Source organism: Mesorhizobium sp. WSM4898 (genome assembly GCF_029625845.1).
Taxonomy (GTDB): Bacteria; Pseudomonadota; Alphaproteobacteria; order Rhizobiales; family Rhizobiaceae; genus Mesorhizobium.
Genome location: NZ_JARTVQ010000001.1, coordinates 333,789 through 349,083 on the forward strand (window position 1 = coordinate 333,789; position 15,295 = coordinate 349,083).

15 protein-coding genes and 1 pseudogene are annotated in these 15,295 nt (G+C 65.1%); 8 read left to right on the plus strand and 8 right to left on the minus strand.

Features of this window, described 5'->3' with window-relative positions; genetic code table 11:
• Positions 1–29 precede the first annotated feature (29 nt).
• On the plus strand, positions 30–2,156 hold the full coding sequence (locus P9228_RS01700; RefSeq protein ID WP_278052035.1) for a TRAP transporter permease: 2,127 nt from the start codon (positions 30–32) through the stop codon (positions 2,154–2,156).
• Complete coding sequence (locus tag P9228_RS01705) at positions 2,153–2,530, plus strand: DUF1850 domain-containing protein (RefSeq protein ID WP_127216016.1); 378 nt, start codon at positions 2,153–2,155, stop codon at positions 2,528–2,530. The genes P9228_RS01700 and P9228_RS01705 overlap by 4 nt, the downstream gene beginning before the upstream one ends.
• A 201-nt stretch (positions 2,531–2,731) precedes the next feature.
• Here the strand turns inward: P9228_RS01705 and P9228_RS01710 are convergent, their stop codons facing one another.
• Positions 2,732–3,184 carry a DCC1-like thiol-disulfide oxidoreductase family protein gene (locus P9228_RS01710; protein ID WP_095799522.1) on the minus strand — a complete coding sequence of 151 codons (453 nt, stop codon included), beginning with the start codon at positions 3,182–3,184 and terminating at the stop codon, positions 2,732–2,734.
• A 195-nt stretch (positions 3,185–3,379) separates the two neighbouring features.
• A complete protein-coding gene (locus tag P9228_RS01715; protein ID WP_082953820.1) occupies positions 3,380–3,526 on the minus strand; it encodes a hypothetical protein in 147 nt (48 codons plus the stop codon).
• A 397-nt stretch (positions 3,527–3,923) separates the two neighbouring features.
• Here P9228_RS01715 and P9228_RS01720 point away from each other — a divergent pair, with 397 nt between their 5' ends.
• Positions 3,924–4,430 (plus strand): ferritin-like domain-containing protein, encoded by a 507-nt coding sequence (locus tag P9228_RS01720; protein ID WP_067003177.1) that lies wholly within the window; start codon positions 3,924–3,926, stop codon positions 4,428–4,430.
• 154 nt (positions 4,431–4,584) lie between these two features.
• The gene (gene ligD / locus P9228_RS01725; RefSeq protein ID WP_278052044.1) at positions 4,585–7,098 is read left to right on the plus strand and encodes a DNA ligase D; all 2,514 of its coding nucleotides are present in this window, start codon (positions 4,585–4,587) and stop codon (positions 7,096–7,098) included.
• A gap of 24 nt (positions 7,099–7,122) precedes the next feature.
• On the opposite strand, the gene P9228_RS01730 is transcribed toward ligD, so the two are convergent.
• Entirely contained in the window at positions 7,123–7,686 is a 564-nt protein-coding gene (locus P9228_RS01730) for a helix-turn-helix transcriptional regulator (RefSeq protein WP_278052045.1), read from the minus strand.
• 186 nt (positions 7,687–7,872) lie between these two features.
• Between P9228_RS01730 and P9228_RS01735 the strand changes: the two are divergent.
• Positions 7,873–8,240 (plus strand): annotated as a pseudogene (locus tag P9228_RS01735) (NIPSNAP family protein).
• Positions 8,237–8,581, plus strand: coding sequence for an antibiotic biosynthesis monooxygenase (locus P9228_RS01740; protein ID WP_067003170.1), 345 nt, complete (start codon positions 8,237–8,239; stop codon positions 8,579–8,581). The pseudogene P9228_RS01735 and the gene P9228_RS01740 overlap by 4 nt, the downstream one beginning before the upstream one ends.
• A gap of 167 nt (positions 8,582–8,748) precedes the next feature.
• On the opposite strand, the gene mbfA is transcribed toward P9228_RS01740, so the two are convergent.
• Entirely contained in the window at positions 8,749–9,732 is a 984-nt protein-coding gene (mbfA, locus tag P9228_RS01745) for an iron exporter MbfA (protein ID WP_067003167.1), read from the minus strand.
• 176 nt (positions 9,733–9,908) lie between these two features.
• On the opposite strand from mbfA, the gene P9228_RS01750 reads away from it, so the two are divergent.
• Positions 9,909–10,232, plus strand: a complete 324-nt coding sequence (locus P9228_RS01750) for a hypothetical protein (protein ID WP_278052054.1) — start codon at positions 9,909–9,911, stop codon at positions 10,230–10,232.
• A gap of 313 nt (positions 10,233–10,545) precedes the next feature.
• Positions 10,546–11,526: a threonine/serine dehydratase gene (locus P9228_RS01755; protein WP_278052056.1), complete on the plus strand. Its 981-nt coding sequence runs from the start codon at positions 10,546–10,548 to the stop codon at positions 11,524–11,526.
• Positions 11,527–11,541: 15 nt separating this feature from the next.
• Here the strand turns inward: P9228_RS01755 and P9228_RS01760 are convergent, their stop codons facing one another.
• The 4 genes from P9228_RS01760 to P9228_RS01775 are packed head-to-tail and all read right to left on the minus strand — an operon-like array spanning position 11,542 to position 15,258.
• Positions 11,542–12,678, minus strand: a complete 1,137-nt coding sequence (locus P9228_RS01760; protein ID WP_067003310.1) for an ABC transporter permease — start codon at positions 12,676–12,678, stop codon at positions 11,542–11,544.
• Between the two features lie 8 nt (positions 12,679–12,686).
• Positions 12,687–13,607: an ABC transporter ATP-binding protein gene (locus P9228_RS01765; protein WP_278052058.1), complete on the minus strand. Its 921-nt coding sequence runs from the start codon at positions 13,605–13,607 to the stop codon at positions 12,687–12,689.
• Entirely contained in the window at positions 13,604–14,557 is a 954-nt protein-coding gene (locus P9228_RS01770; protein ID WP_095799517.1) for an HlyD family efflux transporter periplasmic adaptor subunit, read from the minus strand. Before P9228_RS01770 ends, P9228_RS01765 begins: the two co-directional genes overlap by 4 nt.
• Entirely contained in the window at positions 14,554–15,258 is a 705-nt protein-coding gene (locus P9228_RS01775) for a CerR family C-terminal domain-containing protein (protein ID WP_278052062.1), read from the minus strand. Before P9228_RS01775 ends, P9228_RS01770 begins: the two co-directional genes overlap by 4 nt.
• Positions 15,259–15,295 lie beyond the last annotated feature (37 nt).

Genomic DNA, 15,295 nt, shown 5'->3' on the forward strand with positions numbered 1-15,295 from the left:
GCGCGGCAGTCTGCTATGGAGCGCGTCGGATGAGCAAAGCAACGTCTGGAACAACGACCGACGGCAATTCGACCACTTTTCATCTCCCTGTCGCCGAAGAACAGGTCGAAGGCCTGCCGCCGGGCTTCGGCGGCGGCATCGCCGGCAAGGCGGCCTTCCTGCTTGCCGTCGCCTTCTCCGTTTTCCAGATCTACATCGCCGCCTATGGCAGCCTGCCCAGCCAGGTGGTGCGCGCCATGCATGTCGGCTTCCTGCTGCTGCTCGGCTTCGGCCTGATCGCCAACCTGCGCGCCACCGGCGTAGCGGCGAAGGCCGCGTTCTGGACGCTCGGCGCGCTCGGCTTCGGCACCGGCCTCTACAACTGGGTCTTCTACGCCGACCTCATCCGCCGCTCCGGCTTCCTCACCACGCCGGACCTGATCGTCGGCACGCTGCTGGTGGTGCTCGTCTTCGAAGCGGCAAGGCGGCTGATGGGGCTGCCGCTCGCGGTGATCGCCTTCATCTTCCTCGCCTATTGCTTCGTCGGCAATCACCTGCCGCCGCCCTTCATCCATCGCGGCTACGATTTCGCCCAGCTCGTCGACACCTTCGCCTTCGGCACCGAAGGCATATACGGCACGCCGGTCTATGTCTCGGCGGCTTACATCTTCATCTTCGTCGTCTTCGCCGCCTTCCTCGAACGCGCCGGCATGATCGCGCTGTTCAACGATTTCGCGCTTGGCCTGGTCGGCTCCTGGCGCGGCGGTCCGGCCCAGGTCTGCGTGCTCTCCTCGGCGTTGATGGGCACCATCTCCGGTTCGGGCGTCGCCAATGTCGTGGCGAGCGGCCAGTTCACCATTCCGCTGATGAAGCGCTTCGGCTTCCGCTCGGCCTTCGCCGGCGCCGTCGAGGCAACGTCCTCGATGGGCGGCCAGATCATGCCGCCGGTGATGGGCGCGGTCGCCTTCATCATGGCCGAGACGCTGAACGTCCCTTACGCCGGGGTGGTGAAGGCGGCGATCATTCCGGCGTTGCTCTATTTCGGCGCCTGTTTCTGGCAGGTGCATCTGGAGGCGGGCAAGGCCGGCCTGCACGGCATGGCCAAGTCTGAGCTGCCCAATCCCTGGGATGCGGTGCGGCAGCACTGGCCGCTGGTGCTGCCGCTTGCCGTGCTGGTTTACCTGCTCTTCGCCGGCTATACGCCGATCTTCGCCGGCACCATGGGCCTGGCGCTGACCATCGTGCTGATCCTCGGCACGCCGCTGGCGGCGCTGATCGGACCGTTCGCCTTCCGCGTCGTCTTCTGGCTGGCGCTCGGCCTTGCCGCCGCCTCCTTCATGCGCTTCGGCGTCAACATCCTCGGCCTCGTCATCGCGGCGCTCATTGTCGCCTGCGTCACTTTCAAGGGCGGTCGCGAGACGCTGCGCATCTGCGTCGACTCGCTTGCCGAAGGGGCGAAGAACGCGCTGCCGGTCGGCATCGCCTGCGCCATCGTCGGCATCGTCATCGGCACGCTGACGCTGACCGGCATCGCTTCGACCTTCATCGGCTGGATCATCTCCATCGGCGAGAACAACCTTTTTCTGTCGCTGGTGCTCACCATGCTCACTTGCCTGGTGCTCGGCATGGGCATCCCCACCATCCCCAACTACATCATCACCTCCTCGCTCGCCGGCCCGGCGCTGCTGTCGCTCGGCGTGCCGCTCATCGTCAGCCACATGTTCGTCTTCTATTTCGGCATCATGGCTGATCTCACCCCACCGGTGGCGCTCGCCGCTTTCGCCGCGGCGCCCATGGCCAAGGAAAGCGGGCTGAAGATCGGCATCCAGGCGACGAAGCTCGCCATCGCCGGTTTCGTCGTGCCGTTCATGGCCGTCTACACGCCGGCGCTGATGCTGCAGGATGCAGGCCCGATCGCGGCTTCGTTCGGCTATCCGGTTGAGGTCGCCTACATCGTCGCCAAAGCCTGCATGGGCATCGTGCTCTGGGGCGCCGCCGCCGTCGGCTTCCTCGCCCGCCGCATGGCCTGGTGGGAGCGCCTTGTCGCCTTTGCCGCCGGCGTGCTTCTGGTGGCGGCGCTGCCGCTCACCGACGAAACCGGCTGGGCGCTGGCGCTGCTTTGGATCGGCTGGCACTGCTGGCGCGCGCGCCAGGCATCCGCGGCCGGCCCTGCATGAGCCTGTGCATCCTCGCAGCCGGCAAGACGGTGACGCTTGCCGTTGCCGCCTTTACCTTGTCCTGGACGCATTCGGTGGAACGGACGCGCTGGCAAGAGGATTGGAAGGTGACGCCGGCAGGTCTGCGCGTCGTCGAAGCGCGCGTCAAGGGCTCCGGCGCCGGCATGGAGCCGCCGGAAGGCTCGGTGCTGCGGGACGGATGGTGGGTCTATGCGCCACGGATCGGGCCACAGCCGCGGCTGGTGCTCGCGGCCTCCGGCGCAACCGGGGGAGGCTGGACCTTGTGCACGGCCAAGGGCTGTCGCGAGCTTGGGGGGACGGCCGGGGATACGGTCGCGCTCGAAGCCTGCGCCGGTTCGAGCCAGCCGCGATAAAATCCGCGTCGCGATCGAAAATCACCGGCACGAGCCTGGCCTTGGTACCGCCTCGTCCTTTGCAATAGGCCTCGGCCTTGGCGAGCGAGCGGCCCGCGACGAGCAAGGTCAGACGCGGCTCGCTCTCCAGCAACTGCACGATGCGTCCGCCGAAGGTGCCGTAACCGCGGACAATCAGAAGCTTCATCCGACCCTCCGATCTCAACTGATCAGCCGCTGCCGCAGCTCGGCGGAGGGGATCTCGCAGCTGTCTTTGCGGCCGAACAGCGCATAGCGGTTCTTGGCGATGCGGTCGTACAGCCAGTCGCGCAGCGGCCGCGGCAGGACGAGCAGCAATCTCGCGGCGCGCCACGGCCAGCCGAGCGCCGCCATGACGGCGACGAAACTGTCGAGCTTCGTGAAGGCGGCGCCGTCGATGATGGCGAGGTTGCTGTCGTAATCCTCGGTCGGCAGGCCGTGCTCACGAAACAGCGCCTCGCCGAGCGGCGATTGCGCGGTGGCCAAGCGGAAGCGTTTGTTCCGGTCGATCTTGAGGACGATCTGGACGAAGCCCGAGCAGAACACACAGACGCCGTCGAACACGAGCAGCGGCTGGCGGGCATCGTAAGCTTGGCCTGGGAGGAGGGGACGTTTCTGTTCGGACAGGTCGGTCATGTCGGCCCCGGCTGCTTGTGCCCCTAGGCACTAAGCTAGGGGGACACTAAGCCAGCCGGCGGCGGCGTCAAAGTCGCGGCGTTGTCGCACGCCTGCCGTCGATGACGGCGGGGCGCTCGTCACGATAGGTCGTGGCGCGGGTGTCGGCGACCGGCTTGCAGATCCGGCTGTTGTGGCGGCTGTCGAGCATCGTGGTCAGTGCGTGCCGATGCCGAGCTGGTTGCCGCGGCGTGCGCAGGCCGGGCCCGGGCCGCGCATGTAATAGCGCTCGGGCCGATAGGTCGGCGCGACGAATTCGCGGATGGCGGCGGCATAGCCGGCGATGTGGTTCCAGAAGTTCATTTTCCCTGTCCCTGTCCCGTTTTCGGATGTCCCTTCCGAATTGCGGGGATCATAGCCTCGAGGCGTGAATAGTCGGTGAACGCCATGTTAATTTCTGGTCCGAAACGCGTTGCATCGTGGCCGGAATGCGGCTGATTCGCGGTGTTTCCACGGGTTTTGTCGCCTTTCCGGCTCGTGTGACTTTTGCATCACATATGTTTCGTCTCTATGTCGCTTGGGCGCGCTTCTGTTTCACGCATCGAAGGTGGCTTGAAATTTCCGTGCGGCGTCGTCCGCCGGCAGGAACCTGCCCTGCGCGGTGACGTTGATCGATCAAGGCCGGGGCCGAACCCGGCCGCGTTGGCGGCGGACCGGCCGCGCAACTTCCAGACAACACCAGACATGGAAGGCAACCGCCATGGGTTTCTTTTCGAAGGACATCAAGACGCTGGACGACCTCTTCGTCCACACGCTGCGCGACATCTATTATGCCGAAAAACAGATCGAGAAATCGCTGCCGAAGATGATCGACAAGGCGACCGATTCGCAATTGAAAGCCGGTTTCGAGAAGCATCTCGCGCAGACCAAAGGCCACATCGAACGGGTCGAGCAGGTATTCGAGCTGCATGGCGTCAAGGCCAAGACCGTCAACTGCCCCGCCATCGACGGCATCCTCGAGGAGGCTGACGACGTGAGCGGCGACGTGGAGGACAAGGAGGTCCTCGATGCCGCGCTGATCGCCTCGGCTCAGGCCGTCGAGCATTACGAGATAACGCGCTACGGCACGCTGATCGCCTGGGCCAAGCAGCTCGGCCGCAGCGACTGCGCCAATGTGCTGGCCAAGAACCTCAAGGAAGAAGAGGCGACAGATCGCAAGCTCACCGAGATTGCGGAAAGCAAGGTCAACCTCCAGGCTGCCGAATAGCTAGTTGTGAGCCCGAAAGGCCGGCGGACAGCCGCCGGCCTTTCGCCTGCCCGGAACCGAAGCGGAGCCTTGGCCGTTGCGATGGCACCCGCCTGCCAGGGAGGTCGCCGTGGCGTCTACGTCCAGGCGCAGATCCGCATAGGAGCACGATGTCATGGCCGGCCTCGAGCAATACCACGCCAAGCGCGATTTCCGGAAAACATCGGAGCCGGCCGGCCAGCTCGCGCCCGGCAAGAAGACCGACGCCGGCGGCATCTTCGTTGTCCAGAAGCATGCCGCGACGCGGCTCCACTATGACTTTCGGCTCGAGCATGATGGCGTGTTGTGGAGCTGGGCGGTCACGCGCGGACCGAGTCTCGACCCGCACGAGAGGCGGCTGGCGGTGCATGTCGAGGACCACCCGATCGACTATGCGTCTTTCGAGGGCACCATTCCGAAGGGCGAATATGGCGGCGGTTCCGTCCTCGTCTGGGACGAAGGCCGGTGGATCCCCGACGGCGACCCGGCCAAGGGCATGAAGAAGGGCCATATCGACTTCGAGCTCGAAGGCCAGAAGCTCAACGGCCGCTGGCATCTGGTCAGGCTGAAGCCGCGCCCGCGCGAAAAGCGCGACAACTGGCTGCTGATCAAATCCAATGACGCCGCCGCCCGCCCTGGTGAAGACATACTTGTAGAGGCGCCGCAATCGGTAAAGTCGGGCTTGACCATCGAGGAGATCGGCGAAGGCAAGACGGCCAAGGGCGCCAAACCAAGGGTCTGGCATTCCAACAAGCCGGCTGCAGGCAAGGCAAAATCCCCACGCCTCGAATTCGTCGAGCCGCAGCTGGCGACGCTCGAAAAGAATGCGCCTTCCGGCGAGGAATGGGTGCATGAGGTGAAGTTCGACGGCTACCGCATGCAGGCGCAGATCGCCGGCAGCGATGTTCGGCTGCTGACCCGCACCGGCCTTGACTGGACGAAGAAGTTCGAAGGTCCGGTCGTGGCCGAGCTTGCCGGACTGAAATGCCGCGACGCCATCATCGACGGCGAGATCGTCGTGTTGGCCGACAGCGGCGTGTCCTCCTTCGCCATGCTGCAGGCGGATCTCTCGGCCGGTCGCACCGACCGCTTCATCTACTACGTCTTCGACCTGATGCGGCTCAATGGCGAGGACCTTCGCCGCGAGCCGCTGGTCGAGCGCAAGCAGGCGCTGGCCGAACTGCTCGGCGAGCGGTCGGAGCAATCCGCCGTCCGCTTCAGCGATCATTTTGCGGAACCAGGCAGCGTCATGCTGCAGCATGTCTGCCGCATGGGTCTCGAAGGCGTGGTGTCGAAACGTGCCGACGCGCCCTATCGCAGCGGCCGCGGCCTCACCTGGATCAAGTCGAAGTGCACGCTGCGCCAGGAATTCGTCATCGGCGGCTACTTGCCCTCGGACAAGACCGGGCGCGGCCTGCGCTCGCTGCTGGTCGGCTATCATGAAGGCGGCAAGCTCAACTATGCCGGCCGCGTCGGCACCGGCTTTTCCGGCAAGGTGGCTGCGGACCTTAAGAAAAAACTCGACAGCCTCAGGACGACGAAGTCGCCTTTTTCTGCCGCCGTGCCGAAGGGCAAGGGCCTCGTCTGGGTCAAGCCCGAGCTTGTCGGCGAAGTGGAGTTCCGCAGCTGGACATCCGACCATATAATCCGCCACGCCTCGTTCCAGGGGCTGCGCGAGGACAAGCCGGCGGAGGACGTGGTGCAGGAAAAGCCGAAGCAAGCCGACGGCAAGACAAAAAGCGGAGCAAAGGCGAGCAGCGGCAGGACCGAGACAAAAACCTCGGCCGGAACGGCGAAGACCTCGGTGAAGCTGTCGCATCCCGACAAGCTGCTGTGGCCCGACGAAAAGGTCTCCAAGCAGGATCTCCTCGATCACTACGCCCTGGTCTGGCCGCGAATTGAGCCATTCGTCGTCAACCGGCCGCTCAGCCTTGTGCGGGCGCCCGACGGCATCCATGGCCAGCGCTTCTTCCAAAAACATGCCTCACCGGGCATGAGCGACAAGATCGCCAGGATGAACGATCCGACCGACGGCGAGGAGATCTTGTTCATCAGGGATTTCGACGGGCTTGCAGCCCTTGTTCAATACGGCGTCGTCGAGGTTCATATCTGGGGCTCGACCGTCGACGAACTGGAAAAGCCGGACCAGATCATCTTCGACCTCGATCCGGACGAGGGCATCGGGGTCGAGGCGGTGCGTGCCGCCGCCCTCGATATCCGAGCCAAGCTGAACGACCTGTCGCTGCCGACGCTGGTCAAGACGTCTGGCGGCAAGGGCTATCACGTGCTGGTGCCGCTCAAGCCCTCCGCCGAATGGGACGAGGTGAAGGACTTCGCCCATGATTTCGCCCGCGCCCTGGAGCAGGCCGCGCCCGACCGCTACACGGCGACGCTGTCGAAGAAGGCGCGCACCGGCAAGATCTTCGTCGACTATCTGCGCAACGGCCGCGGCGCGACCACGGTCGCGCCCTATTCCTCGCGCGCCAAGAAGGGCGCGACGGTGTCGATGCCGGTGACCTGGCCGGAGATCGAGAAGGGCCTGCCGCCCAATGCGTTTCCGCTCGGCGACGCCACGACGCTAAAGCAGCTGAAGAAGGCCGATCCGTGGGCGGATTTCTTCAAGCTGGGCAAACCGCTCAAGCGGGCTTAGCCAACAGCCGAGCCGGCCAGTCCGTCACGCCAGAAATACCCTCTCGAACTCCTGCTTGCCCTTCGGCGAGAACACCACGGCGCGGCTGTCCTTGTCGCGCCGCGCCCATTTTTTGACGATGACCTTGTCGAGGATGGCGGCGCCCAGCGCGCCGGCCAGATGCGAGCGCCGCACGCTCCAGTCGAGGCAGGCGCGGCAGATCGGCCGCTTCGCTTTGCTGTCGATCTCGATGCCGAGCGCGGCGAAATGCGAAATGGCTGACGGCGACAGCCTGATCTCGTTCTCCTGGCGCAGCACCCGCTTCGGGCCGACCGCCTCGGCGACGCCGATGATCGCCTCGAGCATGCCCGCCACCTGCGGGCCGGCAAGGCCGTAGTAGCGATGCCGGCCCTGGCTCGCCAGCGTCAGCAACCCGCCGTCCATCAGCTTGGACAGATGCGAGGACGCGGTGGGCAGCGACACGCCGGCTTCAAGCGCCAGCTCCGACGCGGTCAGCGCCGTGCCGCCCATCAGCGCGTTGAGCATGTTGGCGCGGGCCGGGTCGCCGACCAGGCTGGCGATGCGGGCGATATCGGGTCCTTCACGCATAGTTCGATCCTCATCGAAGCATTCCCGTGAGGGAAGCACTATTCTCAGGCGAGCTCAAGGAGCTCGGCAAACGCTGCTGACACCAGAACGTCTAGCACAGCCGGTGAAGCGATGTTTCGACCGTGGTCGAACCGTCGCCGCCAGCAAGCCCACCGACCCAGTAAGCCAATCGACGAGGAGACCGAAATGACCGTCACCTGCTTCATCCGCTACGAGATCGACCCTTTCGGCAAGGCCGCGTTCGAGCAATATGCGCGCGCCTGGGGTCAGGCCATTCCGCGCTGCGGCGCGAGCTGATCGGCTATTTCGCGCCGCATGAGCGTTCGGCCACCACGGCTTACGCGGCCTACAACATCGAGAACCTCGCGGCCTACGAAGCCTATCGCGCGCGGCTTGCCGCCGACCCGGCCGGCAAGGCAAACTATGAGTTCGCGCGGCGCGAGAAATTCATTCTCAAGGAAGACCGGATCTTCCTGAAACTGGTCTCGGCACCGCATGGCCCGAGGCAGGTCTTTCGCACCGACGTAACGGTCAAAGAAGGGATAGAGGCATGATCGCCGTCATCTTCGAAGTCGAGCCGGCGGAGGGAAAACGTGACGCCTATCTTGGCATCGCCGCCGAGCTCAAGCCCCTGCTCGACGGCATCGATGGCTTCATCTCGGTCGAGCGCTTCCAGAGCCTGACCGATCCGAGGCGCGTGCTCTCGCTGTCCTTCTGGCGCGACGAGGAAGCCGTCAAGGCCTGGCGCAACACCGAGGAGCACCGGCAGGCGCAGAAGGCCGGCCGTGGCGGCATCTTTGCCGGCTATCGTCTGCGCATCGCCCATGTGGTGCGCGATTACGGGCTAAATGAAAGGGCTGAAGCGCCCGAAGACAGCCGCATAGTGAATGGGTGAAACGCGGCTCTCCCTTCTCCCCTTGTGGGAGAAGGTGGATCGGCGCGCAGCGCCGAGACGGTTGAGGGGTGTTCCAGCGGAGTGAGACGTCGGCGTTCCCTGGAACACCCCTCATCCGTCGCCTTCGGCGACACCTTCTCCCGCAAGGGGAGAAGGTGGGTCGGCCCTCACGCATTGCCGATCAGCACACCCGCTCCGAACACCAGCGCGCCGCCCAGCACCACCTGGAAGGCGGCGCGCCAGAACGGCGTCTGCATGTAGCGGTTCTGGATGAAGGCGATCGCCCACAGTTCGAAGAACACGACGATCGCGGCAACGATCGTTGCCGTCCAGAAATAGGGAATGAGATAGGGCAGCGCGTGGCCGAGTCCCCCCAGCGTCGTCATGATGCCGACGGTGAGCCCCCGCTTCACCGGCGAGCCGCGCCCCGAAAGTTTGCCGTCGTCGGAAGCCACCTCGGTGAAGCCCATCGAGATGCCGGCGCCGATCGAGGCGGCGAGGCCGACGAGGAAGGTCTGGAAGGTTGCATGGGTGGCGAAGGCGGCGGCGAAGATCGGCGCCAGGGTCGACACCGACCCGTCCATCAGCCCGGCCAGCCCCGGCTGCACATAGGTGAGGATGAACTGGCGCTGCTCGGTTGTCGCTTCCTCCTCCTTCACCTCGCCCGGGACGTGCTCCTGTTCGAGTTCATGCGCGGAGTTCTCGTGGCCGAGTTCCGCCGCCGCCAGCTCGTCGAGCAGCTTCCGGGTCGACGCATCGGTGGTGCGCTTGGCCGCCTCGACATAGAAGCGATAAGCCTGCCGCTCCATGTCCTCGGCCTGACGGCGCACATGCTCGATGCCGAGCGGCCGCACCAGCCAGTCGGGCTTGCGTTCGTAGTAGCCTCGCACATGCTCGCGCCGGATCAGCGGGATGCGCTCGCCGAAGCGCTTGCGGTGAAGCTCGATGAGGGAATCGCGGTGGCCGTCTTCCTCCTCCGCCATGGCCTCGAACACCTTGGCCGATTGCGGAAACTCTTGTGCCAGCCCGTCGGCATAGGCCCGGTAGATGCGTCCGTCGTCCTCCTCCGACGAAATCGCCAGCGCCAGGATTTCCTGCTCCGACAGCGAATCGAAGGAGCGGCGGCCAAAGCCGAAAACACGGGAAAGCATGAGAAAATCACCCTAGTTTAGAACGATTCTAAACTAGGGAATCGTTTGCCGAGGGTCAATCGCGAACGCCGCGGGACAGGCAGAATTCGTCGATCCAGCTTTCCGCTCGCACCCTTCATTATTGCCGAATGTTCACCTATATGGAACGCATTAGCCAAAAACGAAGGAAACACGGGATGACGGACAAGAAGCCCCCGCACGCATTCGATCCAAAGCCGGTTCTCGATCTCGTCGCCAGCATCGAGGCCGACCTGCAGCGGCTCAAAGGCCTGGTCGAGCAGCAGGCCGAAAAATTCGACCCCGCCAATCCGCACAACAAGACGCTGGACGGCAAGCTGACCGAGGAAGGCGTCGAATGCTGCTACCGCATGTTCGACGACGGCAAGTCGCGCTACACGGTCGCCCAGCAGATGAAGATCTCTTTTGCTGCCGCCACGCATCGTTTCAACAGCTGGCGCAAGCTCGGCGGCAAGAAGCGGACGCGCGCGCTGCTGGGGTGAGCAGCGGCCGCCCTTCGCTTCGTCATCCTCGGGCTTGACCCGAGGATGACGCCGCGAGCGCTATCACGGAATGCAGAAGCGAGAGCGCGCTCTGGAGGACCCTGCGAAGAGTGTCCGTTCTGCTTCGGCTGCCCGCATCGCGAAGGTGCCGACATGGATTCCCGCGTCGCTTCGCTCCTTGCTCCGCCTGAGACTGACGAAGGTGACGGCCGTCGACGCTATCATCGCCAATATTGTCTCCATCACATTTTTTCGTTGGCGCGCCGCGGCGTTTTCCGTGCAGCATATGTGCATCATTCTCACGAGGCCCACCATGACCGCCCTCCCCGGCATCTCCGACATCCACGCCGCTGCCGCCAGGCTTTCCGGGCTGATCGTCGAAACGCCGCTGATCGAATCGCCGGAGCTCGACAAGCGCTATGGCGGCCGCATCCTGTTCAAGCCGGAGACGCTGCAGCGCACCGGTTCCTTCAAGATCCGCGGCGCCTACAACAAATTGTCGTGCTTAAGCGAAGAAGAGCGCAGCCGCGGCGTCGTCGCCTTTTCGTCCGGCAATCACGCGCAGGGCGTCGCCGCTTCGGCCGCCATGTTCGGCGTCAGGGCGGTCATTGCCATGCCCGCGGACGCGCCGGCGCTCAAGGTCGGCAATGTGCGCAAGATGGGCGCCGAGGTGGTGCCTTTCGACCGCTTCAAGGACGACCGCATGACCATCGTTCGCCCCTATATCGAGAAGGGCATGGCGCTGGTGCCGCCTTTCGACGATCCGGCCATCATTGCCGGCCAGGGCACCATCGGGCTGGAGCTGGTGCGCCAGGTGAAGGCGCTGGGCGTCAGCCTGGACGCAGTTGTCGTGCCCTGCGGCGGCGGGGGTCTGTCGAGCGGCATTTCCGTCGCGGTGAAGGACGCCTCGGCACAGACGCAAGTCTGGGCGGTCGAGCCGGAGCATTTCGACGACACGCGCCGCTCGCTCGCCGAGGGTGACCGGGTCTCGAATGAGCCTGGCCACACCTCTATTTGCGATGCGATCCTGACCGCCGAGCCCGGTGCCATCACCTTTGAGATCAACCGCAAAAACCTCGCCGGCGCCATCGCCGTCTCGGACAAGGCCACGGCGCAAGCCATGCGCGACGCCATGGCGTACTTGAAGCTGGTGGTCGAGCCCGGCGGCTGCGTTGCGCTCGCGGCGCTCGCGTCCGGCGAGATCGATCTCGCCGGCAAATGCGTGGCGGTGGTGCTTTCCGGCGGCAATGTCGATTTCGGCACCTACGCGGAGATCATGGCGGCGGCGGCCTGATCGGTCAGTCGCCGCTCAATCCAGCGTCCGCCGGAACCGCACCAGCGCAACGCCGGCAAACAACGCCACGAACACCACCAGCCAGCCGATCTCGGTCGCCACAGCCGGCAGTTCCGCGCTCTTCAGCATGACGGCGCGGGTGATGCGCAAAAAATGCGTCAGCGGAAAGATCTCGCCAAGGATCTGGGCCCAGCCCGGCATGCCGCGATAGGGGAACATGAAGCCCGACAGCATGATCGAGGGCAGGAAGAAGAAGAAGGTGAGCTGCAGCGCCTGCATCTGCGTGCGCGCGATCGTCGAAATCGTGTAGCCAAGCAGCACCAGCGCCAGCACGAAAACCAGCACCGCCGAGAGCAGGAGCGACAGCGATCCCATGAAGGGAATGGAAAACAGGAGCTTCGCCGCTGCCAGCACCACCACCACCTGCACCGCGCCGACCACCAGGTAAGGCAGCACCTTGCCCAGCATGATCTCGAGCGGGCTGGACGGCATGGCCAAAAGGTTTTCCATCGTGCCGCGCTCGGTCTCGCGCGTCAGCGCGATCGAGGTCATCATCACCATGGTCATCTGCAGGATGACGCCGAGCAGGCCGGGAACGATGTTGTATTGCGAGATGCCTTCCGGATTGTAGCGCCGGTGCACGACGACATCGAGCTGACCGCGCGCCGCCTCCTTCGCCGCTTCCTGCATGCCTTGCGCTCTCAGCAGCGCTTGGCCGGCGACGGTGCTCAGCGTCGAGATGGCACCGCTCGCCACCGCCGGATCGGTGGCGTCCGCCTCGATCAGGATCTGCGGATTGTCGCCGCGCTCCACCCGTCGCGCGAAATCGGCCGGGATGGTGACGACGAAGGCGACATCGCCGCGCGACATCAGGAACTCGGCTTGCGACGCACTTTGCGCCACATGGTCGAAGCGATAGTAGCCGGTGGTCTGCAGCGCCGAGACCATCGCCCGCGTGTAGGGATCGCTGCTGGTCGCGACGAGTGCTGCCGGCAGGCTCTTCGGGTCGTTGTTGATGGCATAGCCGAACAGCACCAGCTGTATCAGCGGCACGCCCAGCATCATGGCGAAGGTGATGCGGTCGCGCCGCATCTGGATGAATTCCTTGATCAGCAGCGCGCCGAGTCTCGAGAAGGAAAAGATCGCTCTCACGCCATCTCTCATGCCATGTTGTCCTTCGAGCCGGACATGAACTGGATGAAGACATCTTCCAGGCTGGTCTCGCCCGGCGCCACCGTCACCCCTTTGTGCTCCTTCTCGACATCGGCGAGCGCCTTTTCGAGGGCTGCCTTGTCGGAGCCGACGACATGCAGCGTGGCGCCGAACGGCGCCACCTGGTCGACGCCCGGACGCCCCTGCAGCGCCTCGGCCACGCGGTCGAGCCGCGGTCCCTGCAGCACGAAGGTGGTAAGGCCGGCATTCCTCACCACCTCGTCCACGGTGCCGGTGGCCAGCATCTTGCCGTAGGAGATGTAGCTGATGCGGTGGCAGCGCTCGGCCTCGTCCATGTAATGGGTGGAGACCAGCACGGTGAGCCCGCCGCTGGCCAGGCGGTGGATCTCGTCCCAGAACTCGCGCCGTGCCTTCGGGTCGACGCCAGCCGTCGGCTCGTCGAGCAGCAGCAGCTTCGGCTTGTGCATGATGCAGGCAGCGAGTGCCAGCCGCTGCTTCCAGCCGCCGGAAAGCGTGCCGGCGAGCTGGTTGCGGCGCGTCGTCAGGCCGAGTTCCTGCAGCGTTTGCGAGACATACTCCTCGACCGGCTTCAGCTGGTAGAGCCGCGCCACGAATTCGAGATTCTCGCCGATCGTCAGATCCTCGTAGAACGAGAATTTCTGCGTCATGTACCCGACTTCGCGTTTGATCTTGAGCGCGTCGGTAAGGATGTCGAAGCCGAGCACCGTGCCCTCGCCCGCATCCGGCGTCAAAAGCCCGCACATGATGCGGATGGTCGTCGTCTTGCCCGAGCCGTTCGGCCCGAGGAAACCGACGATCTCGCCCTCGGCGACCGCCATCGTGACATGGTTGACGACGGTCTTGTCGCCGAAGCGCTTGACCAACCCACGGACGTCGATGACGTTCATCTGTCAATATCCGCCAGGTCGACATCGACGATCTGGCCGGGCTGCAGCGGATGGGCATCGCCCTCCGGCCGCGCCTCGACGAGATAGACCAGCTTCTGCCGGTTCTCGAGCGAGTAGATCACCGGCGGGGTGAACTCGGGATCGGGCGACACATAGCTGACGCGTGCCTTCAAATCCGGCCCGCAGCCGTCGCAACGGACGCTGAGCAGGGTGCCGACCTTGACCGAGGAGAAGGCCGTCTCCGGCACATAGACGCTGAGTTTTACCGCGCCGTCCGGCAGCATCGAGATCACCGGCGCGGTCGGTCCGGCCGTATCGCCGGGATTGCGGATCACGTCGTCGATGCGGCCGGGCGAAGGCGCCGCCAGCACGCGCTTGGACAGGCGCCACTCGGCCTGCCCCAATTCCGATTGCGCCTGCTTGACCTGGTTCTCGGCAGCTCTGATCGTTTCGGCCCGCGCCGGCAGGCCGCCGACGGCAAGGTTCGCCTCCGCCTGGCCGACCTGCGCGTTGGCGGTCTCCAGCGAAGCCGAGGCCGTGTCATAATCGGCCTGGGTGCCGGTGCCGCGCTTGTAGAGATCGCTGGCGCGGTCATATTTGCGTTTGGCGTCGGCAGCCTGCGCCTTCGCCATGTCCACCTGCGCCTTGAGCACGGCGATCTCTTCCGGCCGCTTGCCCACCTTGAGGTCGGCAAGCTGCGCCTGCGCTTGGGCGAGCGCGGCCTGGGCTTGCGCCACGGCGATCTTGGCATCGGCGCTTTCCAGCGTCACCACCGGCGCGCCCGACTCGACACGGTCGCCGCGCTTGACCGTCACGGTCTCGACCTGCGCGACTTCGATCGGCGCCAGCAGCACATATTCGCCTTCGACATAGCCGACGGCAAGCGGGGCGGCCGGCGCGCAGGCGCCGAACAGCTGGGCCGCGAGCGGCAGCGAACAGAGTAAGCTCATGATTTGACCTTCCTGCCGGCGGCTGCGTCGCGCGCCGCAAGCATTGCCCTGAGGTTGTCGGTCGCGACCGCCACGACCTTGGCGGCCTCCTTGTCGCCGATCTCGCGCCAGCCCATCCTGCGCATCACCGCCTCGCGTCCGATGCGGAAATAGATGACCTGCCCGATGATGGTGAACACGGTGAGCCTGGTGGCCTCGCTCTCGGCCGGTTCGCCGGTCGCCTGCTCCCAGATCTGGCACAGCCGGCGATGCGTCGGTTCGAACACGCCGGCATAAATGCGGTCGAGCGCCGCCGTCGGGTGTGAGAGCTCGCGCAGTACGAATTGTACGATCTCGCCGGCCTGGGGACTTGCCACGACAAAGCCGACCATCCGCGCCAGCGCGGCAAAGAGCTGCGCCCGGGCGGCTTCCGGGCTCGAAGGGGCCGCCGGCTGGGGTGCGCCGAGCGCCTGGCCGGCGATCCCCTGGATGGTCTCGACGATGAAGTCGGCGGCGGCGGCGCGCAGCCCCTCCTTGCCGCCGAAATGATAGGCGATCGAGCCGATATTGGCCTTGGCCTCGGCCGCGATCTCGCGCGTCGAGGTGCCGTCGAAGCCCTGCCGGCCGAACAGCTTCAGCGCGGCCTGCACCAGCGCCGCGCGCGTTTGATCGGCGGGAGAGACTTCGCGTTGCGGCCCTTTGGCGTTCGTTTGTTTGCTCATTCCACCTATTTAATCAATCGATTGATTAAAGTCAAAT